This window comes from Streptomyces sp. NPDC002888 (genome assembly GCF_042888465.1).
GTDB lineage: Bacteria > Actinomycetota > Actinomycetes > Streptomycetales > Streptomycetaceae > Streptomyces.
Genome location: NZ_JBIAPU010000030.1, coordinates 106,019 through 130,620, shown reverse-complemented (window position 1 = coordinate 130,620; position 24,602 = coordinate 106,019). Strand labels below are relative to the sequence as shown.

Genomic DNA, 24,602 nt, shown 5'->3' with positions numbered 1-24,602 from the left:
CGTGGCACTCTCGATTTCGGCGGTGGTGCTGCTGGCGATCGTCGTCTTCTTGTTGATCAAGAAGTCGGGGCTGAAGGGCGGTCATGCTGTCGTCTGCATCCTGCTCGGTTTCTACCTGGCCTCCTCCACGATCGCTCCGACGATCAGCGAGCTGACGACGAACATCGCGGGGATGATCGGCAGCATCAAGTTCTGACGCGCGGAGGCACGTGGGCTCCGGTGGCTGGCTGACTGGAGCTCACCCGTGGCCGCCGTTTTCCACGTCTTCCCCGCATCCGGATCCGTAAGCGTGACGGATCCGGGGCAGGTGCAGGGTGGGAGTGGGGGGCACGCGACGGTCGTGTGGCGCAGGGAGAACCCTTCGCGTTCCGCTACGTCAGCACGGGCGTGGAAACGTACTTCCTCAACAGCGTCGACCCCGATGCCCGCTCCCGCGCATGGTCCAGGTTGGCGCCATCACGGGCCTGGAGGGCTCTCTGGCGGCCGACCGCCCGCACGCCCTCATCCAGGGACCACGGGCGCCGGCAAGACGCTCACGGCCGTCACGGAGACCTACCACCTGCCGTGCCACGCTGGAGCCCGCAGGATCCTTTTCCTCGTCGACCGCAACAACCTCGGTCGGCAAGCCCGCGCCGAGTTCGACAAGTACAGGGCACCGGACGGGGACCGGTCCAGCGGATGTGCGCGCTCCTCAAGGGCGAGGAGTTGCCGGACGGGCCGGAGACGGACGAGCCGGAGACGAACGAGGTTGCGGTCGGCGACGGCGGAGACGCCGCCAACGGCGTGAACGGGGAGGGCAAGAATTCCTCGAACCTGGACGAGACCTACGGGGCGGACGAGCCGATCACGGCAAGCACGCCACCCTCGTCCTCGCAAACTCTCCCTGGGTCGCAAGTCCGCGATCACGGTCATCGGCCAGGACGGCGAGGTCCCGAAGGCGGACATCAAACCGCCCGAGGTGATCGCCGAGGAGATCGTCCGTGGCCTCCAAGCCGCCCTGAACGAGTTCACGGCCATCGCAGGCTTCTTCGGCGGCGAGGTCGCCGTACCGGAGGCCGAGATCGACTAGACCATCAGCCTTCGGATGCGTACGGCACGAAGTCGGCCCAGGCCTCCCGCGAGAGCCGGAGGCAGGGGCCGGAGGTGTGCTTGGAGTCGCGGACGTGGACGAGGGCGGGGGTCGTTGCGACCTCAACGCACTCATTGCTGTTGCTGCTGTCGCTGTAGCTGCTCTTGAACCACCGCAGCCCCGAGCCGTCCTCCGCACAGGTCTTCCGGATCATGTCTCCCCCAGAACTTGCTCGATGAAGGCCAGTGACTCCTCCGGCGAGAGAGCCTGAGCCCGGATGATGCCACACCGTAGTTCCATGATCCGAAGATGCTTCAACTCGGAGACCGGCCGACTGCCGAAGTCTCCTTCGGCACGGCCGACTGCCGTGCCGTCAGCGAACTTGAGCACTTGGATCTCTCCTCCCATGCCGGCATGGACCGTGCGGTCGATCGGCATCACCTGGATCTCCACGTTCCTCATCTGACTGAGCTCCAGGAGATGCTCCAACTGGCCACGCAACACCATTTTGCCCCCGAGCGGACGCTTGAGCGTCGCCTCTTCCTGGACGAAGCAGAGGTCGGGAGCAGGTGCACGCTCGAAGATCGATTTCCGGGCCAAACGTGCCCCGATCAGCCGCTCCACCTCGTCCTGCGGGTGAGCTGGCCGTCGCATCTCGAACAATGCCCGCATGTAGTCAGCCGTCTGCAGGAGACCGTGAAGATTGTGGGTGCCGTAAGCAGTCAGTTCGGCTGCTTTTGCCTCCATCCGTGCAAGATCCCGAACTGTCTTGGGGTAACGGACCTTCTTCACGTCCTCCTTCATCGCCGAGAGCAACCCACCCGCCCCCAGCACCTCGTCCGCCCTGTCCAGGAACTCAGGCCGGGGGATGCGCTTACCGCTTTCGATTTTGTAGACCATGTCCTCGCCGTACCCGACGGCCTCCCCGAACTGACCGGCCCGCATCCCCACGGCCTCCCGCCGCAGCTTCACCTGCCGCCCCACCGTGGCGACCACCGCGACACCCCAGTCGTCGTCCGGGTCCACCTCCCACCCCGGCTCGTCGGCCTCGCCCGTGCTGAGCCGTCCCGCGTCACTGTCCACGCTCACTCGGCGCCCTCCCGTCGTACGACTTGGCAACGACGCACTACCCGTACGCAGCACTCCGACCGGCCCGGACAACGCTGGACAAAGCCCGGACAGTCACTATGTGTGATCGTGTCGTCACTTCTTACGATAAGGCTTCGCCACTCCGCGTGACGTGATCCACGAAACCGGCGCCGCTGAAGGTGCCGTTGGACCCCGCTCCGCTTTGCCTGGCCGAAACCCGTACGCACCGTTGAACGCTCCCGTTAGGCCTCAGAAGATGGTCATAGCGGTGACGCGATGCCGGTCTGTAGAGGCCGGTGGGACGGGGGTTGAGCGGTGCTGGCAGGTGGCGACGCGGTCGTGAGTTGTGCCCGATGAGGAACCGTATGCAGGTTGCGCTTCAGATCATGCTGGCGCTCGTCGCCTGCTTACTCGGAATCGCCACCAACTACGCGACCAGCACCGACAAGGTTCCCTGGGCATTGGAGGCGATTCAGAGGTTCTCCGTTCCGGCCATCGGTGTGCTGATCGTGGCACTCGTGGTCGGGCAGGTCGTCGTCTACCGGCTGGAGAATCCCGCGCCGCCCCGGATCGAGTGGCCGCGTGACCGGGTTCCCTACCCGGGCCTCGACGCGTTCGACGAGGACGAGGCGCCCGTCTACTTCGGCCGGGAGGCGCAGGCCGCCGAATTGACGCGCAGGCTGAACTCCACCGTGGCCCGCCCCGCAGAACGGCTCCTGGTGCTGGTCGGAGCGTCAGGAAGCGGAAAGTCCTCGCTGGTCAGGGCTGGAGTGATGCCCCGGCTTCGGGAACGCCGCTGGACCGTCGTACCGGCCTTCGCCCCCGGCCCCAACCCGCTGGGCGCCCTCGCGGGAGCGCTGGCGGCCATTGCCGACGGGCAGGAACCGGCGAGTGCAGTACTACGCAGGTTGCGCCAGTCGCCGGACGCGCTGCGAGCCGAACTGTCGCGGCTGCGTGGCGGCCGGTTCCGGCGGATACTCCTCGTGGTCGACCAGTTCGAGGAGGTCGTCACCCTGGCGGGGGAGCGAGAACGCGCCCAGTTCCTCGAAGCGCTGCGCGCCTGCGTGGAACAGGACCCGGCGGTCCGCGTACTGGTCACCCTCCGGGTGGACCTGCTCGGTCGGCTCCTCGGCACCGGACACGCGGAACTCCTCCAGCACCCTGTCGCCATCGGTACGTTGGGCAGAGCACAGCTCGCCGAAGCCGTGGAGCGACCCGGGGCCCTCGTCGGCCTCAGCTTCGAGCCCGGGGTTGTCGACACCATCGTGAGCGAGACCGGGGCGGACGACGCCCTGCCGCTGCTCGCCTATCTCCTCCAGGAGTTGTACTTCGCCTCCGGCCCTGGCGGAACGGTTACCGAGGAGCTGTACCGGCGGCTCGGCGGAGTACCCGGCGCGCTGGCCCGCCAGGCGGACAACACCGTGACCGGGCTCGGTGCGGGCGTGGGCATCGACTCCGTCCTCCGCGTCCTGCTCAGGTTCGTCACCGTCGAGGGACAGGACGTGGCTCGCCGCCATGTGCCGTTGTCCGAACTCGACGAACGGGACCGCCATGTCGTCGATGCCTTCGTTGAGGCGCGGCTGCTGCGCACCGACATTGCTGGCGGCGGATCCGCAACCAGCAGCGAGCCCTACGCGCAGGTGACGCACGAGGCCCTGTTCCGTCAGTGGGCCCCGCTGCGGCAGGAGGTCGAGGCACAGGCCGAACGACTTCGTGAGCGCGCCGAGCTGGAGCGGTGGGCGGCCGACTGGGAGCGGGCCGGACGCAGCGACGACTATCTCCTCACTGGGGAACGCCTTACGGCGGCCCGGCGCTGGCTCGAAGCACTGGAGGAGTCCGGGCAGGCGTCCGCACCCGCTCGCGCGCTCATCGAATCCTCACAGCGCCGCGACCTGACCTTCCTGAGCCGGGTCTCTGACAGCATCGGCCGGCAGGTCCTACTGAGTGCGGAGAGCGAGCCGGAGCGCTCCCTGTTGCTCTCGCTCGCCGCGCTCGGCGAGTGCACGCCCACGCCCTCGGCCAGGCGTGGGCTGATGGCGGCACTGGCGGCGAGTCACCTCCGCTCCCGGCTCGACGGACACACTGACACCGTCCGGCACATCGCATGGTCCCCGGACGGGCGCATGCTGGCCACGGCGTCCCGGGACGGCACCGCCCGCCTTTACGACGCGCGGTCCGGGCGCGCGCTGCTGGTGCTGCCCTGCGACGGCGTCATGGTCGAGTCCGTCGCCTGGTCCCCGGACTCGGCGAGGGTGGCAACCGCCGGCCGTGACCGTGTCGTACGGATCTGGGACGCCGCCTCGGGGGAGCCGGTCCGGCTGCTCACCGGTGCCGGAGACCTCAACAGGCAGGTGGCCTGGTCGCCGGACGGACGGCATGTCGCGGCGAGCTGCAAGGACCGGACCGTACGGGTCTGGGAGGCGGACACCGGGAGGCTCGTGCACGAGCTGCACGGGCACGACGAGGACGTGTGGGGTGTGGCCTGGTCGCCGGATGGCAACCGCCTAGCCTCCGCCGCACACGACCAGACCGCGATCGTGTGGGACCTGACGACCGGGAGGGCGGTCACCACACTCACGGGCCACTCGGACTTCGTCGAGGGCATCGCCTGGTCACCGGACGGACGGCACATCGCCACCGGCTCCGGGGACCACACCGCGCGTATCTGGGACGCCGGGACCGGCGACCTGCGGCTGTTGCTGCGAGGACACACCGACTACGTGTGGAACCTGGCCTGGTCGCCGGACGGGCGGATGCTGGCCAGCGCCTCCTCCGACCGCACCGTGCGCATCGTCGGCACCGAGGACGCCAAAGTCCTGGCCGTGCTGCGTGGTCACGCCGACACCGTGTGGGGCGTCACCTGGTCGCCCTGCGGGACCATGCTCGCCACCAGCTCCACCGACGGCACCGGCATGGTGTGGGACCTGCGCCCGCGTGGCGCCGAGGCCGTACTGGCCGACGGTCACCGGGCCCCGGTGAACCAGGCCGCGTGGTCCGGCAACGGCGGTCGTTTCGCCACGGCCTCGGACGACGGCACCGTACGGGTGTGGGACGCTGCCACCGGCGTTCCGGCCGGACCGGTGATCGAGTCGGAGGACCGGGCGTGGGCCGTCGCCTGGTCTCCGCAGGGGGAACGGCTCGCCCTCAGCACCAACGACGGCCTGCTCCGGATCACCGACGGGCACGGCGGCACACTGTTCGAACGACACGGCGAGGTTGTTGAGGGGTGCGCCTGGTCCCCCGATGGCGGCCGGATCGCCACCGGTGGCCACGACGGCGCCGTACGTGTCCTGTCCGCGCTGGACGGAACCGAGCTGCTGAAACTGACGGAACATCAAGACTGGGTGGGGCGCGTGGCCTGGTCGGCGAGCGGACGGCTGCTCGCCAGTTGCTCCGACGACCGTACGTGCCGACTGTGGGACATCGGGGAGGGGCAACAGTTCACGGTGCTGCGCGGCCACGACAACTACGTGGAGGACGCGGCCTGGTCTCCGGACGAGACGAGGATCGCCACCGCCTCCGGCGACTGGACGGCCGCCGTGTGGGACGTCGTCACCGGACGGCGCATCGAGGTGCTGAAGGGGCACGAGGGACGGCTTCGCGCCGTCGCCTGGTCACCCGACGGCCTGCGCATCGCCACGGGCGCCGACGACTGCACCGTACGGCTCTGGTCCGCCACCACCCTTGAGGAGATCGCCGTGGTCGGCGTCCACCAGGACAAGGTGACCTCCGTGGCCTGGTCCCCGGACGGCACACGGCTGCTCACGGCATCGGCCGACGGGACGGCGCGCGTGTGGCGGGCGGAGCCGGACTACGACCGGCTGGAGGCGACCGCCCGAGGACGGGTCTTCCGCACCCTCACTCAAGAGGAACGGCGGCAGCACTTGCTGCCGCTCGACCCCGCGTGACGGTGTGATCAGTAGACACCTTCGACCGTGCGGTCGTCGGTGTGGACGAGGTAGTCGTCCGGGTCCAGGCCCATGGCCTTGCGCTCGGGTGACGACCAGTACAGCGCGTTGCGCTCGGCGAAGGTCTCCGGGCCCTCGTACGAGATCAGCCAGACGAACTGGTTGCGCTCCCGGTCCACCCAGGCCCCTCCGATGGTGAAGCCCAACTCCAGTCGCAACGGCACGATTTCCTCCCGCCACCGCTCCGCCCACTCGTCGAGCAGGCCGTCCCGGACGGTGTACGTACGCAGCTGTGTGGTCTTCGGCATGCCAGACATCTTCTCCGAGGGGAGGACGGTGGCACCCGCGAGTGAGCGAAGCCCATCTGGCGCCGGAACATGCCCGCCCGTGCTCCGGTGCGAGGGGCGCTCTCTTTTCCAAGGACCACGACGGCGAAAATGACCTGACCAAGCCCCACCCCTCCCGCCCGCAGCGCACGCTCACTCGCGCGAGTGAATGTCACCAACTCGGCTGGATTTGTGGCCCATTGCCTGCCTTACGCTCAGCGCAACAACCGCAAAAATGCGACGGCCCCCGCCGGGACTGCAATCCCAGTGCGAGGGCCTGACCACCGAGGAAGGTAAGGACTTCCCGATGGATACGCAGAACCCTAGCGTGCCTCCGCACGCCCAGTCCCGCGTTGCCGCCAGCAACCACCCGAACCGGCGTCGCCCCCGCTCCGGATTCGGCGGCCTGGTCCACGACAACGCCCGCCACACCACCCGCTTCACGGTGATCGGCAACCACCTCGCCCAGCACGAGGAGCTGTCCCTCCTCGCCATCGGGCTGGCGGTGCACATCCAGTCGCTGCCGAAGGGCGCCCACGTCGACATCAAGTCCCTCGCGGCTCGCTTCCCCGAGGGGGCCACCCGGATCGCCGCCGCCTTGCGCGAGCTGGAGGCCCACGGCTATCTCCGCCGCGAACGTGAACGCATCCCCGACGGCCGCATCGTCACCCGTACGGTCTCCTGCAACCAGCCCGGCCACCAGCGCCGACCGGCTGCTGCCGGGCACGCTCCGAAGAGCGCCGACAGGCCGAAGCGGCGTGTACCCGGCAAGCCCCTCCCCGCCGTACCGCGCCCCTCACACCCCCACCCCGCCCTCCTCGAGGCAGCCAGCGACCTCCTCGCCGGCCTCCGCCGCCACGACCCCCGCCTTCTCCTCTCGACCTGCGACACGGTGCACCTTGCCCCCGGCGTCGCCGCCTGGCTGGAGCGGGACGTCAGCCCCACCGCCGTACGCCAGGCCCTGACCGAGGATCTCCCGCCGGAGGGCCTGCGCCGCCCCGCGGCCCTCCTGGCCTACCGCCTCACGGCCCAATTGCCTCCTCCGCCCCCGTTCCGGGCTCCGGCCGCGCCGCCGCCGCCCGTCCGGCACCCGATGCGGAACTGCGACGGGTGTGACCGCGGCTTCCGCTCGCCCGAGCCGGGCGGCCGCTGCCGCGACTGCCAGGAGCTGTCGGTCGCGGCCTGCTGAAGACCCAACCAAGCAAAGGAAACGCATGGTCAACTCGTCCCACGAGGCGATGCACCGGATCTTCCAGGAGTACCCCGGCTTGTTCACCGGTGTCTCCAAGGTCCTCGGCCTGCCCTTCATCCAGCCCACGTCGGTCACGGTTCTTCCCACCGATCTCACCGAGATCCAACCCGTCGAACGCCGTGTCGACACACTGCTGCGTTTCGACGGCGACGACCCGTTCCTGCTGGCCGTCGAGGCGCAGAGCGCGAAGGATCCGGACAAGTCCGCCAGCTGGGCCTACTACCTGTCCTTCCTCTACACCAAGTACAAGACCCCGCCCCTGCTGCTGGTCGTCTGCCAGGACCGGGCCACAGCGGCATGGGCAGCCCAACCCGTGCCCATCGGCCCCCGATGGTGGGCTGCCCTCACCCTGCGCCCGCTCGTGGCCGGTCCGCACAACATGCCCTTCATCACTGACCCGGACGAAGCCCGTGCCGACCTGGCCCTGACCGCGCTGTCCGCCATCACGCATGCAAAAGATCGGGACGTCACTGGGATACTGAAGGCCCTGTCCACAGCGTTGCGGGACGTGCCTGAAACCGTTGCCGACCCCATCATCGAACTCACCACACGAGGCCTGGACAGCGTGCGCCGGGCCGCAGAAATTTGGAGGACCCTGGTGGCCGTGGACCTTTCCTTCTACAAGTCATCCATCTCCGAAGAGATCCGTGACGAGGGGCGTGCCGAGCGGGGAGCTGAGGACGTCCTGCTCGTCCTGGAGGCACGGGGCCTCAATGTCCCCGAGGAGATGCATGTGCGCATCACCGACTGCGACGACCCCGACCTCCTGCGCCGCTGGCTGACCCGCGCGGTCACCGTCTCGTCCGCCGATGAGATCTTCACGGAGCCGGAAGCCTCGGCCTGAGCCCCCAAGAGCCGTCGAACCCCGCCCTGCCCGGGTTCGACGGCTCCCGGTCGGGGAGGTGGCCGGGCGGCCGCTGTCGCCTCGTAGGGTGGGGGCATGACGGAAGCACCTGCCCGGCGTCTGCTGCTCGTGCACGCGCACCCCGACGACGAGTCGATCAACAACGGCGCAACCATGGCGCGGTATGTGACAGAGGGTGCGCGAGTGACTTTGGTCACCTGCACGCTCGGTGAGCTCGGTGAGGTCATCCCGCCCAATCTGCAGCATCTGAGCGGGTCCGCGCTGGGCGAGTACCGGCTGGGTGAGCTCGGCGCCGCCCTGCGTGAGCTGGGTGTCGAGGACTTCCGTCAGCTCGGCGGCCCCGGGCGCTACCAGGACTCGGGGATGATGGGTCTCCCCGACAACGACGACGAGAGCAGCTTCTGGCAGGCCGACGTCGACGGGGCCGCCGGGCATCTCGTCGAGGTGATCCTCGAGGTACGCCCCCAGGTCATCGTCACCTACGACGACCACGGCGGCTACGGCCACCCCGACCACATCCAGGCCCACCGCGTCGCCATGCGCGCCGTCGAGCTCGCGGCCGAGCGGGGCTGGGAGATCGCCAAGGTCTACTGGAACCGCGTCCCGCGCCCGGTCGTCGAGGACGCCTTCGCCCGCCTCCGCGACGACCTGCCCGGCCTGCCCTTCGCCAAGGCCGCCGCCGTGGACGACGTACCCGGCGTCGTCGGCGACGACCGGATCACCGCGGAGATCGACGGCACCGCGTACGCCGCCGCCAAGGCCGCCGCGATGCGCGCGCACGCCACTCAGATCGAGGTCGCGGAGCCGTACTTCGCCCTCTCCAACGAACTCGCCCAGCCTCTCTTCACCACGGAGTACTACGAGTTGGTGCGCGGGAAGCCTGCCCCGGAGCGGGCGGCCGAGCGGGAGACCGATCTGTTCGCCGGCATCGAGGAGGCCTCATGAAGACCGACGGTGGGGGCTCCATGCTCGCCCAGCCGCTGCAACGCCCTTCCGCCGGACGGGCCGCCGCGCTGCTGGGGCTGTTCGTGCTCGGCGCGGTGGTCGCCCTGGCCGGGTCGCTGGTCCAGGCCGGCTGGTTCCCGGGCGGGCTGCTGCTCGCGCTCGTGGGCGCGGCCGGGCTCTTCCTCGGCGGGGCCCGGGCGACGAACAGCCGGGGCGGCGCGGTCGCGCCCGCCGTGGGCTGGACGGTCACCGTCATCCTGCTCACCGCCAGCCGCCCGGAAGGCGACTTCCTGTTCGGCGCCGGAGGCGGCTCGTACGTCTTCCTGCTCGGCGGGATGGCTCTCGCTGTGATCTGCGCCACCCTTGGCGGAGGGCGGCAACCAGGCGGCGACGGCGTCCGACTTGGCAAGTGACGTACCACTTCGCCTGACGGTCCGCGTGCGAGTCCCGTGTGGGTTTCCCCAGCGGTCGCGGGATAAGCGCCGGAAGTGGCCAGTATGGTGGTGCGCGCCGCCGAGGTGCCCGCGTGAGGTCGTGACGGGCGGCGGAGCCAACCGGGAGAACCTGCCTTGAGTCGTGAAACTGACACTCCGTCCACCGGGTCCAACGGGCGCGGCGGAGCCGCATACCCTTCGGGCACGCCGCCGTACGGGACCCCCATGGCTTCCGACGCCGGTGCGGACGCGGGCCGTTCGGCCGCGCAGCCGGAGGAGCGCAAGACCGAGACCACGCTGACCACCAGGATCCGGATCAACATCCCCGGATCGCGGCCCATTCCACCGGTCGTCGTGCGCACGCCCGTCGGGGACTCCGACGGCGCCGGCGAGGACACGGGCGCCGAGACGCAGGCGGCGAGTAGCGCCACGTCCACCGGCACGTCCACCGGCACGGTCGAGCCGCCGTCCGCCGAGCCAGCGGCTTCGGGCGAGGAGAAGACCAGCGACTGGTTCGCGCCCCGCAAGTCCGGCGGCCCCAAGGGCGGTCCGGGCGGCGGCTCCACCAACGGGGCCGGTCTGCCGGGCGGTTCGGGCGCGGCTGCTTCCGGCGGTTCGGGTTCCGGTGCGTCCGGAGCCGCGGGTGCGGGCGCGTCCGGCGGTGCCGGTGCGGCTGGCGGCGCGCGGCCCGGTGCCGGTCGTCCCGGTGGTGTGGTCGGCTCCATGGGCGCCCCGGGCGGTGCCAAGGGCGGCCGTACGAACGGCTCGGGGCTTACCGGCGCCACCGGCGGCCCGGTCGCGCCCGGGCACGGCGGCGGCACCGGCTCCTTCGACGTGACCGAGGCGCTGGCCGCGGGGCCGCGGGGCGGCGGATCGCGTCCCGGCGGCGCCGAATCGCGCCGCGACGAGCTGCCGTACTTCTCGGAGAACGACGGTGGGCAGAGCGGCTTCGGCGGTACGAACGGTCGCGGCGGCCCGGGTGGCCAGAGCGGCCCGGGCGGTCCCGGCGGCCAGGGTGGCTACGGCGGGCCGAACGGGCAGGGCGGACAGCGTGGACCGCAGGGCCCCTCGGGCCCGACCGGCGGTCCGGTCACCGGAGACGGGCCCATGGTGCCGCCGGTCGGCGGTGCGGCCGGTCCCGGTGGCGTGGCCGGTCCGGGTGGCGTGGCCGGTCCGGGTGGCCCCGGCGCCAACGGCCGTCCGGGGGGCCCCGGCGGCCCCGCAGGCCCGCGTGTCCCCGGCGGTCCCGCAGGCCCGCGTGTCCCCGGCGGCCCCGGCATGGCCCCCGGCGCCGGTCCGCAGGCCGGGCGTCCGCCCGCGGCCGGCCTGAGCGACGACACCGCGATCCTCACGCCGCAGAAGCAGGCCCCCGAGCCCGCCGCGGGCGGCTACGGCAGGCCCGCGGACAACGTCTCCGGGCACACCCTGACCAGCGGCATCCCCGTCGTGCCCTCGGCCGGCCAGCAGGGCCCGTTCGGTCCGGGCGCGCACACCGACGGACCGCTGCCGCACACGCCCGCGAAGCCCGAGCCGGCCACGCAGAGCAAGCCCGCGGCCTCGTCCAAGAAGAAAAAGAAGGGCCGCAGCAAGCTGGTCCTGCTCGGCAGCCTCGTGGTCGTCGCCGGGGCCGGCGTCTACGGTGCCGGGCTGCTGATGAACCACTCCGACGTGCCCAAGGGCACCACCGTGCTCGGCGTCGACATCGGCGGCGGCACCCGCGACGACGCCGTCAAGAAGCTCGACGACGCCTTCGACGGCCAGGTCGACAAGGCGCTGAAGCTGTCCGTCGACGGCGACACCGTCGCTCTCAAGCCGCAACAGTCGGGCCTGCAGTTCGACATGCAGGCCACGGTCGACGCGGCCGCCAAGAGCGACTACAACCCGGTCTCCGTGGTCGGTTCCCTCTTCGGCCAGCACCGGGTCGTCGAGCCCGTCATGCCGGTCGACGAGGAGAAACTGCGGGCGGCCCTGCAGAGCGCGGCGGGCGGCTCCGGCTCGGTCACCGAGGGAACGATCAAGTTCCAGTCCGGCAAGGCCGTCGCCGTCTACGGCAAGCCCGGCAAGGGCATCGCCGTCGGCCAGGCCGAGGAGTCGGTCGTGCAGGCGTACCGCACCCAGGTGGAGACCGGTGCGACCACCCCGGTGAAGGTCCCGACGACCACCCAGCAGCCGACGATCTCCAACGCCGAGGTCGACCGGATGATGAAGAAGTTCGCGCAGCCGGCGATGTCCGCCCCCGTCACGGTTCAGACGGACTCGGCGCACTCGGTCCTGCTCAGCCCGCAGAACTCACTGTGGAAGTTCCTCGGCGTGAAGGCCGTCGACGGCAAGCTCGTCGAGAACTACGACCAGGCCGCGCTGAAGGAGCTGTACGGCGGCGCCTTCAACGGTGTGCTGATCACCCGCGGCACCGGCCAGAAGACGCCCGTCACGGTCCAGGACGTGATCAGCGCCCTGCGCCCCGCCCTGACGAGCAAGAGCGACCGCGTCGCCGTCATCGACACCACCCCGAACTGACGGCCCGCACGAGCGAGGGGGCACCCGGCCGACGCCGGGTGCCCCCTCGGCGTGTACGGAGGCGTTCAGGGGCCGCGTGACATCTGTCATGCGGCACCCAGGACCGCCGACACTGCCGGGCCACCGGCCCCCGCGGCCACGATGGCTCCATGACGACGACAGTGGCGCCGACCACCACCCCGGTGGTCGGATTCGACCAGGTGAGCAAGGCGTACGGCGACGTACGCGCAGTGGACGGGCTGACGCTCGCCCTGCATCCGGGGGAGACCGTGGCCCTGCTGGGCCCGAACGGGGCAGGCAAGTCGACCACCCTCGACCTGCTGCTCGGGCTCAAGCAGCCCGACGCCGGCGCGGTCCGCGTGTTCGGCACCAGCCCGCGCGAGGCGATCGTCGCCGGGCGCGTGGGCGCGATGCTGCAGAGCGGCGGCCTCATGGACGAGGTGACGATCGCCGAGCTGGTGCGCCTCGCCTGCGCCCTGCACCCCCGCCCGTACCCGGCCGCCGACGTGCTGGCCCGCGCGGGCCTCGCGCAGATCGCCGACCGCAAGGTCAACAAACTCTCCGGCGGTCAGGTCCAGCGGGTCCGCTTCGCCCTGGCCACCGCGGGCGACAGCGACCTGATCGTCCTGGACGAGCCCACCACCGGCATGGACGTCTCCGCCCGCCAGTCCTTCTGGGCCACCGTGCGCGAACAGGCCGACGAGGGCCGTACGGTCCTCTTCGCCACGCACTACCTGGAGGAGGCCGACGCCATCGCGGACCGGGTGCTCGTCCTGCACCGGGGCCGGCTGCTGGCCGACGGCACGGCCGCCGAGATCAAGGCGAAGGCGGGCGCCCGGAGGATCTCCTTCGACCTGGCCGACGGGATCGGCGGGACCGACGAGGCGGCGCTGCGCGACCTGCCCTTCCTGACCTCGATAGACGTGTCGGGCCACACCGTCCGCATCCAGTCCTCCGACGCCGACGCCACCGTCCACGCCGTGTACGGCCTCGGCCTCTACCCCCGCAACCTCGAAGTCGCCGGGCTCGGCCTGGAGCAGGCCTTCGTCGCCATCACCGCCGCCGAGGAGGCGAAGCAGCAGTGAACAGCCTGATCAAGCTGGAACTGGCCCGCGCCCTGCGCAACCGCAAGTTCCTGTTCTTCTCGGTGATCTACCCGTCGCTGCTGTTCCTGATCATCGCGGGCAACTCCGACAGCACCACGAAGGTGGACGGCACGGGGCTGACCCTGCCGACCTACATGATGGTCTCCATGGCGTCCTTCGGCGCCCTGACCGCCGTCCTGATGGGCAACAGCGAGCGCATCGCCAAGGAGCGCGAGAGCGGCTGGGTGCGGCAGCTGCGGCTGACCCCGCTGCCGGGGCGCGGCTACGTCCTCGCCAAGACGGCGAGCGCCGCCGTCGTGAGCCTGCCGTCCATCGTGGTCGTCTTCGTCGTCGCCGCGGCCCTGAAGGACGTACGCCTCGACGCCTGGCAGTGGCTCGCCCTCACCGGTGCGATCTGGGCGGGCAGCCTGGTCTTCGCCGCGCTCGGCGTCGCCCTCGGCTACCTCGCCAGCGGGGACGCCGTCCGCCCGATCACGATGATCGTCTACTTCGGGATGTCCATGCTTGGCGGCCTGTGGATGCCGACGACGACCTTCCCCGACTGGCTTCAGGACATCGCCAAATGGCTGCCCACGCACGCGTACGCTGCCCTGGGGCGGGCCATCGAACAGAGTTCCGCCCCGCATGCCCAGGACATCGCCGTGCTCGCCGTCTCCTTCGCCCTGTTCGCGGGCGGCGCGGCCTGGCTGTACCGGAAGGACACGCTGAAGGCGTGAACGCGACGACGCAGGACCCGTGTTCCGAGGAGCAGATGGCGGACCGGCTGACGCTGATGGGACAGCCGCCCCGCAACCGGCGCGAGCGGCTGCGCAAGAGCGTGTGGATCGGCATCTGGCTGGTCTTCCTCAGCTCGCCCGTGCACGACCTGGCCTCCGGCAACCACACGACCGGCGGCACCGTGGCCGGCTGGCTCGGCCTCGCGGCCTTCGTCGGGCTCTACCTGGCGCTGGTCTTCCGGAACATGGGCCGGCCGTACGCCCGTTGGGTCATCGGCGGCCTGATCGTCGTCCTGGCCGCGCTCGCCACCCTGCTCTGCCTCACCCTCGGCTCCGCCTGGCTGGGCCTGTACTGCTACGTCTCCGTCGCCTGCGGGATGATCCTCCCGCTTCAACTCGCCTACTGGGCGATCCCCGCGACGGGCGGGGTGATGCTGCTCGTGGGGCTCCAGGTCGGCGAGGAGGACGCCCTCAACCTGCTGCTCCTCGTCCAGCTCATCGGCTTCGCGATGACCGGCGTCAGCCAACTCATCCGTACGACCATCGAGTTGCGCAGGGCCCGGGCCACCGTCGCCCAGCTCGCCGCCAACGAGGAGCGGCTGCGTCTCGCCCGTGACCTGCACGACCTGCTCGGCCACTCCCTCTCCCTGATCACGCTGAAGAGCGAGCTGGCGGGCCGTATGCTCCCCGGCCACCCCGACAAGGCGGCCCAGCAGGTCGCCGACATCGAACAGGTCAGCCGCCAGGCCCTCGTCGACGTCCGCGAGGCCGTCACCGGCTACCGGCGCCCCCGCCTGGCCGCCGAGCTCGCCGGCACCCAGGTCGCCCTGACGGCGGCCGGCGTCACCGCCGAACTCCCCACCGACCCCGACCTCACCGGCGTCCTGGAGGACAGCGAGTCCGCCCTCGCCTGGGCCCTGCGCGAGGCCGTCACCAACGTCGTACGGCACAGCGGCGCCCAGCGCTGCACGGTGGAGCTGCTGCGCCGCCAGACCCTCGACGGCCCCACCCTCGAACTCTCCGTCGAGGACGACGGCTCGGGTGGCTCCGGCAAGGCCCCCGGCAACGGCCTCACCGGCCTCACCGAGCGCCTGGAGAAGGCGGGCGGCACCCTCGAGGCGGGCCGCACCAAGCACGGTTTCCGCCTGGTCGCCCGCGTGCCCGCCCCCGCCGTCGCGGACGTAGGATCCGCGTCATGAGCCGTACGATCAAGGTCCTCCTCGCCGAGGACCAGTCGATGGTCCGCGAGGCACTGGCCGCCCTGCTCGGCCTTGAGGACGACATCGAGGTGGTCGCCCAGGTGGCCCGCGGTGACGAGGTCCTCGCGGCCGCCCGGGAACACGACGTGGACGTGGCCCTCCTCGACATCGAGATGCCGGGCGCCACCGGCATCGAGGCGGCGGCGCTGCTCCACAAGGAGCTCCCCGCACTCAAGCTCGTCGTCCTCACCACCTTCGGCCGTCCCGGCTACCTCCGCAGCGCCATGGAGGCCGGCGCCGACGCCTTCCTGGTCAAGGACGCCCCCGCCGCCCAACTCGCCGCCGCCGTCCGCAAAGTGCTGGCCGGGGAACGGGTCATCGACCCCACCCTCGCGGCAGCGGCCCTGGCGGAGGGGGCCAACCCCCTGACGGACAGGGAACGCGAAATCCTCCGCGCGGCGGCCGACGGCTCGACGAACGCGGAACTGGCGGCGGCCCTGCACCTGTCCCAGGGCACGGTGCGCAACTACCTGTCGACGGCGATCCAGAAGCTGGCGGCAAGGAACAGAACGGAGGCCGCGTCAAGAGCAAGGGAGAAGGGCTGGTTGTAAGCGCGCCGAGGTGCAGCGCCCCAGGGGCGCGGGGCTGTATCGACATGCGGCTCCGCCGCGTGGGCGCGACCAGCCCGACCACAGCCGCACCCGAACAACAAGCGCACCCCGAACCGCGCTCTCAGTTGAGCCTCGCCCGAGCCGCCAGCGCCTGCCCCCGCACCTTCTCCGCGGCCGACTCGTCAACCGCGCCCACGAGCTCCGCGTACGCCTCCAACTCCGCCGCACCCTCGACGAAGTCACCCCGCTGCACCAGCAACTGCGCCCGCTCATACCGCAACCGAGCCGGATGCGACGGCACCTCCAACGACAACTCCACCGCCCACAACGCCACATCCGACCGCTCCGGCCGCGCGGCAGCCCACGCCCGGATGTTGTTCAGGATCCGCACCAGCACCTCGATCGGATCCGCGGGCGCCAACATCGACGGCTCCAACGACGTCCCCGTCGCCCCCGCCACGAGCACCTCCGCGTCCGCCCCCGTCAACACCCGCCCGCCGTCGAACGGGTCCACGAGCACCTGCGCGTCCTCCGGCCCGAACCCCACGACGAAGTGCCCCGGCAGCGCGACCCCGTACACCGGCGCCCCCGCCCGCCGCGCGACCTCCACCCACACCACCGACAGCAGGATCGGCAGCCCGCGCCGCCGCCGCAGGACCTCGTGCAGCAGCGAGGACTCCAGCCGCCGGTAGTCGGCGGGGCCACCACGGAACCCCAACCGGTCGCCGAGCAGCTCCCGCAGTGCGACGGCCCAGGAGCGCGGGCCGCCGGGCCGGAACGGCAGCCGGCCCGCCAGCTCGTCCAGCTCCACCTGGGCCGCGTCCATGCCCGCCTCGTCGAGTGTTCCGTCGGCCGCCGCACCCACCAGCAGACACAGCATCGACAGATCGGGCCGCTCGGACCGCACCTCCTCGGCGAACCGGCGCCGCACCTCGGCGGCGCGCTCGGGCGGCGGGGGGCAGGGGGAGGGCACAGGGGGCTCGTACATGGCGGTTCGTGTCCCCTCAGCCGAGGTCGGAGTCGGAGCTGGAGCCGGAGTCGGAGCCGGCCCCGGTTCCGGAAGCCGGCGGCTGCCGATAGTGGTGGTAGGCGTGGTGCGCCGCGAAGCCCATGTCGGCGTACAGGGCCCGCGCCCCCACGTTGTCCGTCTCGACCTGGAGCCAGGCGGCCGAGGCACCCTCGTCCAGCGCGCGCCGGGCCAGCGCGACCATCACCGCGGTGGCCAGCCCGCGCCGCCGCTGTGCCGGGTCGACCTCGACCGCGGCGAACCCGGCCCACCGCCCGTCCACGACACACCGCCCGATGGCGGCGGGCGGCGCCCCGGCCGTCTCACCCGGCACGGACGCGAACCACACCGAGGGCCCTCCCTCACTCTCGGCTTCGCTCGAGCGGGGGGACCCCCCGCCGAGCACCTTCAGGGCCACCTCGCTCACGCCCTTGCGCTGGTACCGCGCCAGCCACGCCTCACCGGCCTCCCGTGTCACGGAGACCTCGGCCGACGCGTCCTGGTCCGCGACCGGCGCCAGCGCCCCGATCCACAGCTCGGCGGTCACCTCACGCACCCACCCGCGCCGCTCCAGCTCCGCACACAGCAGCTCCTGAGAGCCCTCGGCGCCGGTCGCCGTCTGGACGTAGGCGGGCAGGCCGCGTTCGCCGTACCAGCGGGTGACGGAGGCGAGGGCCTCGTCGAGCGGCAGCCCGGGGTCACCGAGCGGCAGCACCGAGTTGGCCCGCCGGGTGAATCCCTCGGCGGCCCGCAGCTCCCACTCCCCGAGCCGCTCGCTCTCCACCGGCAGCCAGGCCCGCGCGGCGACCCGGGCGAGCTCCTCGTAGGAGGCGGCGGGCCCCCGGCGCCGCGCCGGGGCCGCAGGTACGACCTTGCCCGCGACCAGCGACGACTCCGGGATGAGGACGCTCGCCCCGTTCTTTCGTGTGATCACCAGCACACCGCTGTCCCATGATGTGAGAACACCCACCGTGTCGGTGAACTTCTCCGTTGACGCACCAGGTTCACTCAAGCACCGTACGGAGACTCGTTTACCCACGTCAGCAGCGGTGATACGGACCTCGAGGCGTCCGGTGGCAGAGATTTCCACAGGTCAGTTCACCCCTCCTGTTCGGATCATGCCCAAGAACGGAGATACTAGGGGCGGGCATCGACGACGCCGCGCTCCCGCGCGCCAGGCGGCGGAGCCTATGGAGGCCCGCCGGCGCCCTATCGAGGAGGAACGACAGCGTGACCTACGTCATCGCGCAGCCTTGTGTCGACGTCAAGGACAAGGCGTGCATCGAGGAGTGCCCGGTCGACTGCATCTACGAGGGCCAGCGGTCCTTGTACATCCACCCGGACGAATGCGTCGACTGTGGTGCCTGTGAGCCGGTCTGCCCGGTTGAGGCGATCTTCTACGAGGACGACACTCCCGAGGAGTGGAAGGACTACTACAAGGCGAACGTCGAGTTCTTCGACGAGCTGGGCTCCCCCGGCGGTGCCAGCAAGCTGGGGCTGATCGAGCGCGACCACCCCTTCATCGCCGCGCTGCCGCCGCAGGCCGAGTAGGCCCAGGAAGCGGCCCCGCATGCGCCGCCTCGGTCCCGTACGGCCTGATCGCTCGTGATCACCGCCGTACGGGACCGAGGCGTTTGCCGTACGTACAGAAAGTGAGCCACCCGTGTCCGCAGTCTCCGACCGCCTCCCGACCTTCCCCTGGGACAAGCTGGCGCCGTACAAGACCACGGCCGCCGCCCACCCGGACGGCATCGTCGACCTCTCCGTCGGCACCCCGGTCGACCCGGTGCCCGAGCTGATCCAGAAGGCGCTGATCTCGGCGGCCGACTCCCCGGGTTACCCGACGGTCTGGGGCACGCCCGAACTGCGCGACGCGATCACCGGCTGGGTCGAGCGCCGGCTCGGCGCCCGTGGGGTCACCCACCGCCACGTCCTGCCGATCGTCGGCTCCAAGGAACTGGTCGCCTGGCTCCCCACCCAGCTGGGCCTCGGCCCCGGGGACAAGGTGGCTTACCCGCGCCTGGCCTACCCCACGTACGAGGTCGGCGCCCGCCTCGCCCGAGCCGACTACGAGGTCTACGACGATCCGACGGACCTGGACCCCTCGAACCTCAAGCTCCTCTGGCTGAACTCACCGTCCAACCCCACGGGCAAGGTTCTCTCGAAGGAGGAGCTGACCAGGATCGTCGCCTGGGCCCGCGAACACGGCGTGCTCGTCTTCTCCGACGAGTGCTACCTCGAGCTCGGCTGGGAGGCCGACCCGGTCTCCGTCCTCCACCCGGACGTCAACGGCGGCTCCTACGACGGCCTCGTCTCGGTCCACTCCCTCTCCAAGCGCTCCAACCTGGCGGGCTACCGCGCGGCCTTCCTCGCCGGTGACCCGGCGGTGCTGGCGCCCCTCCTGGAGATCCGCAAGCACGGCGGCATGATGACGTCGGCGCCCACCCAGGCGGCGGTCGTCGCGGCCCTCGGCGACGACGACCACGTCCGCGCCCAACGCGACCGCTACGCCACCCGTCGCACCGCCCTCCGCGCCGCCCTCCTCGCCCACGGCTTCCGCATCGAGCACAGCGAGGCCAGCCTCTACCTCTGGGCCACGAGGAACGAGTCCTGCTGGGACACGGTGGCCCACCTGGCCGCCCTGGGCATCCTGGTGGCACCGGGCGACTTCTACGGCGAGGCAGGCGCCCAGTTCGTACGAGTGGCCCTGACAGCGACGGACGAACGGGTGCGGGCAGCGGTGGAGCGCCTCAAGTGACCCGCAACCGCTGAAACAGGCCCCGACCCCAGCACACGCACCCCAAAAGGCGACGGGGCCCAGGAAGCATCCTGAACCCCGTCGTCCGCGCGAAATGGCGGTCAGCCGCCCAGCGGCAGCCCACCCGGCAGGCCGCCACCCGCACCCTTCGTGAGGGAGCCCGTCGGCAGCCCGCCCTTCGTCGCCGTCGAGGTGGTGTCCCCGAGGACGTCCCCGGCGGAGCCGGCCGCCTCGCCGACCGTCTTCTGCGCGGTCGGCGTCGCCTTCTTCAGGGCCTTGCCACTGGTCTTGCCCGCGGCGGGAACCGCCTTCTTGACCGCCTTGCCGCCGGTGTCGCCCGCGAGCCCGGTGACGTGCTGCGTCGCACCGTCGAGGGTGCTGCCGGCGCTCGCCGCGTCCAGGGCGGTGGCCCCGAGGTTCGGGGTGGCGGGCAGTTCGGGAGCCGCGCTCGCGGAGCCGGCCGCACCGACCCCGGCGGCCGCTCCCGCTGCGACGATCAGCGCGGCACGGGCGATCCGACGGGTCAGGGGGAGGGACATGATGCTCCTTTGACGGAAGAGAACGTTGACGTGTCCGACCTCGGACGCAGTGACTACCGCTCGAACTCCGTGAAGGTTGCGGCGTCCCAACGTAAAGAGTTGGTAATGCGCCGCATGGTCGGCTGCGGATAAAAACGGGCAAAGAACATCCGACGCGAAAATCTGCTGAATCCTTACGGCCCCTTGTTCTCAAGGGTTCCGACGAAGAAGGGGCTGGGCGCGCGACACCCCGTGCACCCCGCCGCCCAGGTAACCCCTCCGGGGGAGGACCCGTACTACTGTGCGGTCACGATCCGCACGGAACCCGCGCCGGCCCCCGCCGACTGCCCCGCCCCGGCCGCATCTTCCGCAGGGGGCGTCCGCCACCGGCTGTCGGTGTTCCCGGCGGTCCACTCCCGGCCGGCGTACGAGACGCGCTCGATGTGCAGCGCGGAGGCGTTGGCCACCGCCCAGTGCGCCAGCTGCCAGCCCCGCTCCCGCGGGCTGCGCCCGGACGCGTCCTTCGGGTCCTCGGGCACCGGCACGGTCACGGTGCGCCCGTCGGTCCTGGCGGTCGGGGCGGTGCTCGCCGTCGGCGTGGGCGAGGCCTTCGCCCCCACCTCGGCGCCGGCCTCCTGCACCGCACCCTGCCCGAAGTCCCGCACGAGCGCCGCGCGCACCGCGTCCGGCCCGTCGGTCGGGGTGGCGCCGGGGCGCCCCGCGCAGGTCAGCGTGGCCGCCGCCTGGCCGGTGAGGGCGGCGGCGAGCAGCGTGGCGTCCGGCTCGTGCTTGGCGTACGCCTCCGGGTAGCCGCTGCGCTGCACACGCTGCGCGGCGACGGTCAGGGGGAGACGGGTGTAGTCGCGGACCTTGGCGAGGTGCTCGTAGAAGATGTCCGCCGAGTAGATCGGGTCCATGATCTCGCTCGGGGTGCCCCAGCCCTGCGAGGGCCGCTGCTGGAACAGTCCCAGGGAGTCGCGGTCGCCGTGGTCGATGTTGCGCAGGCCCGACTCCTGGATCGCGGTGGCGAGCGCGATGGTCACCGCCCGTCGGGGCAAGCCGAGGTTGGTGCCGACCGCCGCTATCGTCGCCGCGTTCACCGCCTGCTCGGGCGAGAACTCGTAGGTCCCGGCGCCCTGGACGGAGACGACCTTGCAGCCCGGATCGCCCGCGCCTCCGGTGACGTACTGCACCGCGAGGTAACCGGCTACCGACGACAGGGCGACGAACGCCGCCCCGTAACGGAGGAGGCGGCCGCGGCGTTTGGGGGAGGGGGACGGCTCTGGCACGCGTACAAGGTACTGGAGAGTACGGTGCCCGCAGAGCAAGGTGAGGACCGTGTGCGCAGGCTTGGCGCGTTAGGGTCGGTGCCATGGCCGACACCACGCTTGACCTCACGCTGGATGCCGCCGCGCTCACCGCGCGTCTCGTCGACTTTCCCTCGGAGAGCGGCAACGAGAAGCCGCTCGCGGACGCTGTCGAGAACGCCCTGCGTGGGCTGCCGCACCTGACGGTGCACCGGTTCGGCAACAACGTGATCGCCCGGACGAACCTGGGGCGGCCCGAGCGTGTGATCCTCGCCGGCCACATCGACACCGTCCCGATCGCGGACAACGTCCCCTCCCGGCTCGACGAGGACGGCGTCCTGTGGGGCTGCGGCACCTGTGACATGAAGGCGGGCGTGGCGGTGCAGCTGCGCATCGCGGCGACGGTCCCGGCCCCCAACCGCGACCTGACCTTCGTCTTCTACGACAACGAGGAGGTCGCCGCCGACCTCAACGGCCTCAAGCACGTCGCCGAGGCCCACCCGCAGTGGCTGGAGGGCGATTTCGCGGTCCTGCTGGAGCCGTCGGACGGCCAGGTGGAGGGCGGCTGCCAGGGCACCCTGCGCGTGCTGCTGAAGACGAAGGGCGAGCGGGCCCACTCCGCGCGCGGCTGGATGGGCTCGAACGCGATCCACGCGGCGTCCCCCATCCTGGCCCGGCTGGCCTCGTACGAGCCGCGTTACCCCGTGATCGACGGCCTGGAGTACCGGGAGGGCCTCAACGCGGTGGGCATCAGCGGCGGAGTGGCCGGGAACGTGATCCCCGACGAGTGCGTGGTGACCGTCAACTTCCGCTACGCGCCCGACCGGACGCCCGAGGAAGCCATCGCGCATGTCGAGGAGGTCTTCGCGGACTGCGGGGTGACCGAGTTCGTCGTGGACGACCACAGCGGGGCCGCCCTGCCCGGACTCTCCCATCCGGCCGCGGCGGCCTTCATCGAGGCGGTGGGCGGCACCCCGCAGCCGAAGTACGGCTGGACGGACGTCTCGCGCTTCTCGGCACTGGGCGTTCCGGCGGTCAACTACGGCCCCGGCAACCCCCACTTGGCGCACAAGCGGGACGAGCGGGTGGACACGGCGAAGATCATTGGGGGGGAGGAGCGCCTGCGCGCCTGGCTGACGGCGTGACGGCGCTTCACGGCAGACATGCGGACGTCCCCCGCACGTAACCCGCGTAGATCTACGCTGAGGTCGAAAGAGGCAAGCGGAGGGAGCTCACATGGCTACCGGTAACCCCGAGGGGAAGAAGCGGCCGCCGGAGGAACAGCGCCTGGGACCGGTCCTCCGGAGACGCGGTCAGGTCACGGCGAGCACGACGGACCAGCGCCTCCTGGACGCGGGCGGCCCGTCGGACTGGGTGCACACGGACCCCTGGCGGGTACTGCGCATCCAGTCGGAGTTCATCGAGGGGTTCGGCACGCTCGCCGAACTCCCCGCCGCGATCAGCGTGTTCGGCTCCGCCCGGACCTCGGTGGAGTCGCCGGAGTACGCGGCGGGCGTCCGCCTGGGCAGCGGCCTGGTCGAGGCGGGCTTCGCGGTCATCACGGGCGGCGGCCCCGGCGCCATGGAGGCCGCCAACAAGGGTGCGAGCGAGGCGGGCGGCATCTCGGTCGGGCTCGGCATCGAGCTCCCCTTCGAGCAGGGGCTCAACCCGTACGTCGACATCGGCCTGAACTTCCGTTACTTCTTCGTGCGAAAAATGATGTTCGTAAAGTACGCACAAGGGTTCGTGGTCCTCCCCGGCGGTCTCGGCACGCTCGACGAACTCTTCGAGGCCCTCACCCTCGTCCAGACCCAGAAGGTGACCCGCTTCCCGATCGTCCTGTTCGGCACCGACTACTGGGGCGGCCTCATCGACTGGCTCAAGAACACCCTGGTCACCCAGGGCAAGGCCTCCGAACAGGACCTCCTCCTGTTCCACGTCACGGACGACGTGGACGAGGCGGTGGCCCTGGTCTCCAAGGAGGCGGGCAGGTAGGCCCCGGTCACGCCAGCCCGCGTCGGGCCACCGCCGGTGGGCGGTGGCCCGCGATCGTCGCGACCATGTCCAGCACCTGACGGGTCTCCGCCACCTCGTGCACGCGGTACACCTGGGCCCCCAGCCACGCCGACACCGCGGTCGTCGCGAGCGTGCCCACCACGCGTTCCTTCACCGGCCGGTCCAGCGTCTCCCCGACGAAGTCCTTGTTCGACAGGGACACGAGCACGGGCCACCCCGTGGCGACCATCTCGTCCAGCCGCCGGGTGGCCTCGAGGCTGTGCCGTGTGTTCTTCCCGAAGTCGTGCCCGGGGTCGATCAGCACCGACTCCCTCGGCACCCCCAGCGACACCGCCCGCTCGGCCAGACCCACCGTCACGCGCAGGATGTCGGCCATCACGTCGTCGTACGTCACCCGGTGCGGCCGAGTCCGCGGCTCCGCGCCGCCCGCGTGGGTGCACACCAGCCCCACCCCGTACCGCGCGGCGACCTCCGCCAGCCGCGGGTCCACCCCGCCCCACGCGTCGTTCAGCAGGTCCGCGCCCGCCTCGCAGACCGCCTCGCCGACCTCGGCCCGCCAGGTGTCCACGCTGATGACGACGTCGGGGAAGCGCCGCCGCACCTGAGCCACGAAGCCGACCGTCCGCCGTGTCTCCTCCTCGGCGGTCACCTCTTCGCCGGGCCCGGCCTTGACCCCGCCGATGTCGATGATCGCGGCCCCCTCCGCCACCGCCTGTTCCACGCGCGCGAGGGCCGGCTCGTCGCGGAACGTGGCCCCCTGGTCGTAGAAGGAATCCGGGGTCCGGTTCACGATCGCCATGATCACCGGCTCGTGCGGCTCGAATTCCCGCCTGCCCAGCCTGAGCATCCCGTGTGCACTCTCCTAGTACGACCTGTGGTTCGTCCTGCTCTTCGCCCGCCTGAGACCCTAACTGTCAGACGCGCATGGCACGATCGGACCCTGACACATTCGCCTTTCGA

The 24,602-nt window shown here is 71.2% G+C and carries 24 protein-coding genes; 16 read left to right on the top strand and 8 right to left on the bottom strand.

Annotation, left to right across the window (positions count from 1 at the left end):
* Position 1 precedes the first annotated feature (1 nt).
* Together ACFYWX_RS37335 and ACFYWX_RS37330 are read left to right on the top strand one after the other, a co-directional pair.
* Positions 2-196, top strand: coding sequence for a hypothetical protein (locus ACFYWX_RS37335; protein ID WP_389429301.1), 195 nt, complete (start codon positions 2-4; stop codon positions 194-196).
* 225 nt (positions 197-421) lie between these two features.
* Positions 422-787: a DEAD/DEAH box helicase family protein gene (locus ACFYWX_RS37330; RefSeq protein ID WP_389429300.1), complete on the top strand. Its 366-nt coding sequence runs from the start codon at positions 422-424 to the stop codon at positions 785-787.
* A gap of 286 nt (positions 788-1,073) precedes the next feature.
* Here the strand turns inward: ACFYWX_RS37330 and ACFYWX_RS37325 are convergent, their stop codons facing one another.
* Together ACFYWX_RS37325 and ACFYWX_RS37320 are read right to left on the bottom strand one after the other, a co-directional pair.
* Positions 1,074-1,283 carry a DUF397 domain-containing protein gene (locus tag ACFYWX_RS37325; protein WP_389429299.1) on the bottom strand — a complete coding sequence of 70 codons (210 nt, stop codon included), beginning with the start codon at positions 1,281-1,283 and terminating at the stop codon, positions 1,074-1,076.
* On the bottom strand, positions 1,280-2,158 hold the full coding sequence (locus ACFYWX_RS37320) for a helix-turn-helix domain-containing protein (RefSeq protein ID WP_389429298.1): 879 nt from the start codon (positions 2,156-2,158) through the stop codon (positions 1,280-1,282). Before ACFYWX_RS37320 ends, ACFYWX_RS37325 begins: the two co-directional genes overlap by 4 nt.
* A gap of 365 nt (positions 2,159-2,523) precedes the next feature.
* Here ACFYWX_RS37320 and ACFYWX_RS37315 point away from each other — a divergent pair, with 365 nt between their 5' ends.
* Positions 2,524-6,066 carry an NACHT and WD repeat domain-containing protein gene (locus ACFYWX_RS37315; protein WP_389429297.1) on the top strand — a complete coding sequence of 1,181 codons (3,543 nt, stop codon included), beginning with the start codon at positions 2,524-2,526 and terminating at the stop codon, positions 6,064-6,066.
* An 8-nt stretch (positions 6,067-6,074) separates the two neighbouring features.
* Here ACFYWX_RS37315 and ACFYWX_RS37310 read toward each other — a convergent pair whose 3' ends face one another.
* Entirely contained in the window at positions 6,075-6,374 is a 300-nt protein-coding gene (locus ACFYWX_RS37310) for an NIPSNAP family protein (RefSeq protein WP_389429296.1), read from the bottom strand.
* A 325-nt stretch (positions 6,375-6,699) separates the two neighbouring features.
* On the opposite strand from ACFYWX_RS37310, the gene ACFYWX_RS37305 reads away from it, so the two are divergent.
* The 9 genes from ACFYWX_RS37305 (at position 6,700) to ACFYWX_RS37265 (ending at position 16,037) form a co-directional block, all read left to right on the top strand.
* Entirely contained in the window at positions 6,700-7,581 is an 882-nt protein-coding gene (locus ACFYWX_RS37305) for a helix-turn-helix domain-containing protein (RefSeq protein WP_389429295.1), read from the top strand.
* A 25-nt stretch (positions 7,582-7,606) separates the two neighbouring features.
* Positions 7,607-8,488 carry a hypothetical protein gene (locus ACFYWX_RS37300; protein ID WP_389429294.1) on the top strand — a complete coding sequence of 294 codons (882 nt, stop codon included), beginning with the start codon at positions 7,607-7,609 and terminating at the stop codon, positions 8,486-8,488.
* A gap of 96 nt (positions 8,489-8,584) precedes the next feature.
* On the top strand, positions 8,585-9,454 hold the full coding sequence (gene mshB / locus ACFYWX_RS37295; protein WP_389429293.1) for an N-acetyl-1-D-myo-inositol-2-amino-2-deoxy-alpha-D-glucopyranoside deacetylase: 870 nt from the start codon (positions 8,585-8,587) through the stop codon (positions 9,452-9,454).
* Positions 9,451-9,867, top strand: a complete 417-nt coding sequence (locus ACFYWX_RS37290) for a DUF6113 family protein (RefSeq protein WP_389429292.1) — start codon at positions 9,451-9,453, stop codon at positions 9,865-9,867. Before mshB ends, ACFYWX_RS37290 begins: the two co-directional genes overlap by 4 nt.
* A 156-nt stretch (positions 9,868-10,023) precedes the next feature.
* Positions 10,024-12,405, top strand: coding sequence for a hypothetical protein (locus ACFYWX_RS37285; RefSeq protein WP_389429291.1), 2,382 nt, complete (start codon positions 10,024-10,026; stop codon positions 12,403-12,405).
* Positions 12,406-12,554: 149 nt separating this feature from the next.
* Positions 12,555-13,490, top strand: a complete 936-nt coding sequence (locus ACFYWX_RS37280) for an ABC transporter ATP-binding protein (RefSeq protein ID WP_389429290.1) — start codon at positions 12,555-12,557, stop codon at positions 13,488-13,490.
* On the top strand, positions 13,487-14,227 hold the full coding sequence (locus ACFYWX_RS37275; protein ID WP_389429289.1) for an ABC transporter permease: 741 nt from the start codon (positions 13,487-13,489) through the stop codon (positions 14,225-14,227). Before ACFYWX_RS37280 ends, ACFYWX_RS37275 begins: the two co-directional genes overlap by 4 nt.
* Before the next feature lie 56 nt (positions 14,228-14,283).
* Positions 14,284-15,426, top strand: a complete 1,143-nt coding sequence (locus ACFYWX_RS37270) for a sensor histidine kinase (protein ID WP_389429334.1) — start codon at positions 14,284-14,286, stop codon at positions 15,424-15,426.
* The gene (locus ACFYWX_RS37265; RefSeq protein ID WP_389429288.1) at positions 15,423-16,037 is read left to right on the top strand and encodes a DNA-binding response regulator; all 615 of its coding nucleotides are present in this window, start codon (positions 15,423-15,425) and stop codon (positions 16,035-16,037) included. Before ACFYWX_RS37270 ends, ACFYWX_RS37265 begins: the two co-directional genes overlap by 4 nt.
* A 121-nt stretch (positions 16,038-16,158) precedes the next feature.
* On the opposite strand, the gene ACFYWX_RS37260 is transcribed toward ACFYWX_RS37265, so the two are convergent.
* Positions 16,159-17,025, bottom strand: coding sequence for a tetratricopeptide repeat protein (locus tag ACFYWX_RS37260; RefSeq protein WP_389429287.1), 867 nt, complete (start codon positions 17,023-17,025; stop codon positions 16,159-16,161).
* A gap of 16 nt (positions 17,026-17,041) precedes the next feature.
* Positions 17,042-18,133: a GNAT family N-acetyltransferase gene (locus tag ACFYWX_RS37255; RefSeq protein WP_389429286.1), complete on the bottom strand. Its 1,092-nt coding sequence runs from the start codon at positions 18,131-18,133 to the stop codon at positions 17,042-17,044.
* Between the two features lie 140 nt (positions 18,134-18,273).
* On the opposite strand from ACFYWX_RS37255, the gene fdxA reads away from it, so the two are divergent.
* Both fdxA and ACFYWX_RS37245 read left to right on the top strand, forming a co-directional pair.
* A complete protein-coding gene (fdxA, locus tag ACFYWX_RS37250) occupies positions 18,274-18,594 on the top strand; it encodes a ferredoxin (RefSeq protein ID WP_030929316.1) in 321 nt (106 codons plus the stop codon).
* Between the two features lie 112 nt (positions 18,595-18,706).
* Positions 18,707-19,801, top strand: a complete 1,095-nt coding sequence (locus ACFYWX_RS37245; RefSeq protein ID WP_389429285.1) for a bifunctional succinyldiaminopimelate transaminase/glutamate-prephenate aminotransferase — start codon at positions 18,707-18,709, stop codon at positions 19,799-19,801.
* A gap of 101 nt (positions 19,802-19,902) precedes the next feature.
* Here the strand turns inward: ACFYWX_RS37245 and ACFYWX_RS37240 are convergent, their stop codons facing one another.
* Entirely contained in the window at positions 19,903-20,340 is a 438-nt protein-coding gene (locus tag ACFYWX_RS37240; RefSeq protein WP_389429284.1) for an ATP-binding protein, read from the bottom strand.
* Positions 20,341-20,615: 275 nt separating this feature from the next.
* Positions 20,616-21,608, bottom strand: coding sequence for a heavy metal transporter (locus ACFYWX_RS37235; RefSeq protein ID WP_389429283.1), 993 nt, complete (start codon positions 21,606-21,608; stop codon positions 20,616-20,618).
* An 83-nt stretch (positions 21,609-21,691) separates the two neighbouring features.
* Between ACFYWX_RS37235 and dapE the strand changes: the two genes are divergently transcribed.
* Together dapE and ACFYWX_RS37225 are read left to right on the top strand one after the other, a co-directional pair.
* Complete coding sequence (gene dapE / locus ACFYWX_RS37230; RefSeq protein ID WP_389429282.1) at positions 21,692-22,771, top strand: succinyl-diaminopimelate desuccinylase; 1,080 nt, start codon at positions 21,692-21,694, stop codon at positions 22,769-22,771.
* Positions 22,772-22,862: 91 nt separating this feature from the next.
* Complete coding sequence (locus tag ACFYWX_RS37225) at positions 22,863-23,621, top strand: TIGR00730 family Rossman fold protein (protein WP_389429281.1); 759 nt, start codon at positions 22,863-22,865, stop codon at positions 23,619-23,621.
* Positions 23,622-23,628: 7 nt separating this feature from the next.
* Here the strand turns inward: ACFYWX_RS37225 and folP are convergent, their stop codons facing one another.
* Entirely contained in the window at positions 23,629-24,489 is an 861-nt protein-coding gene (gene folP / locus ACFYWX_RS37220; protein WP_389429280.1) for a dihydropteroate synthase, read from the bottom strand.
* Positions 24,490-24,602 lie beyond the last annotated feature (113 nt).

What these genes read in the sequence shown, in the direction of transcription:
- ACFYWX_RS37330 (WP_389429300.1), top strand. Translation starts at nt 422, where the DNA reads ATGCCCGCTCCCGCGCATGGTCCAGGTTGGCGCCATCACGGGCCTGGA.
- ACFYWX_RS37325 (WP_389429299.1), bottom strand. Translation starts at nt 1,283, where the DNA reads ATGATCCGGAAGACCTGTGCGGAGGACGGCTCGGGGCTGCGGTGGTTC.
- ACFYWX_RS37315 (WP_389429297.1), top strand. Translation starts at nt 2,524, where the DNA reads ATGCAGGTTGCGCTTCAGATCATGCTGGCGCTCGTCGCCTGCTTACTC.
- ACFYWX_RS37310 (WP_389429296.1), bottom strand. Translation starts at nt 6,374, where the DNA reads ATGCCGAAGACCACACAGCTGCGTACGTACACCGTCCGGGACGGCCTG.
- ACFYWX_RS37305 (WP_389429295.1), top strand. Translation starts at nt 6,700, where the DNA reads ATGGATACGCAGAACCCTAGCGTGCCTCCGCACGCCCAGTCCCGCGTT.
- ACFYWX_RS37300 (WP_389429294.1), top strand. Translation starts at nt 7,607, where the DNA reads ATGGTCAACTCGTCCCACGAGGCGATGCACCGGATCTTCCAGGAGTAC.
- mshB (WP_389429293.1), top strand. Translation starts at nt 8,585, where the DNA reads ATGACGGAAGCACCTGCCCGGCGTCTGCTGCTCGTGCACGCGCACCCC.
- ACFYWX_RS37290 (WP_389429292.1), top strand. Translation starts at nt 9,451, where the DNA reads ATGAAGACCGACGGTGGGGGCTCCATGCTCGCCCAGCCGCTGCAACGC.
- ACFYWX_RS37280 (WP_389429290.1), top strand. Translation starts at nt 12,555, where the DNA reads ATGACGACGACAGTGGCGCCGACCACCACCCCGGTGGTCGGATTCGAC.
- ACFYWX_RS37270 (WP_389429334.1), top strand. Translation starts at nt 14,284, where the DNA reads ATGGGACAGCCGCCCCGCAACCGGCGCGAGCGGCTGCGCAAGAGCGTG.
- ACFYWX_RS37265 (WP_389429288.1), top strand. Translation starts at nt 15,423, where the DNA reads ATGAGCCGTACGATCAAGGTCCTCCTCGCCGAGGACCAGTCGATGGTC.
- ACFYWX_RS37260 (WP_389429287.1), bottom strand. Translation starts at nt 17,025, where the DNA reads ATGTACGAGCCCCCTGTGCCCTCCCCCTGCCCCCCGCCGCCCGAGCGC.
- ACFYWX_RS37240 (WP_389429284.1), bottom strand. Translation starts at nt 20,340, where the DNA reads ATGTCCCTCCCCCTGACCCGTCGGATCGCCCGTGCCGCGCTGATCGTC.
- dapE (WP_389429282.1), top strand. Translation starts at nt 21,692, where the DNA reads ATGGCCGACACCACGCTTGACCTCACGCTGGATGCCGCCGCGCTCACC.
- ACFYWX_RS37225 (WP_389429281.1), top strand. Translation starts at nt 22,863, where the DNA reads ATGGCTACCGGTAACCCCGAGGGGAAGAAGCGGCCGCCGGAGGAACAG.
- folP (WP_389429280.1), bottom strand. Translation starts at nt 24,489, where the DNA reads ATGCTCAGGCTGGGCAGGCGGGAATTCGAGCCGCACGAGCCGGTGATC.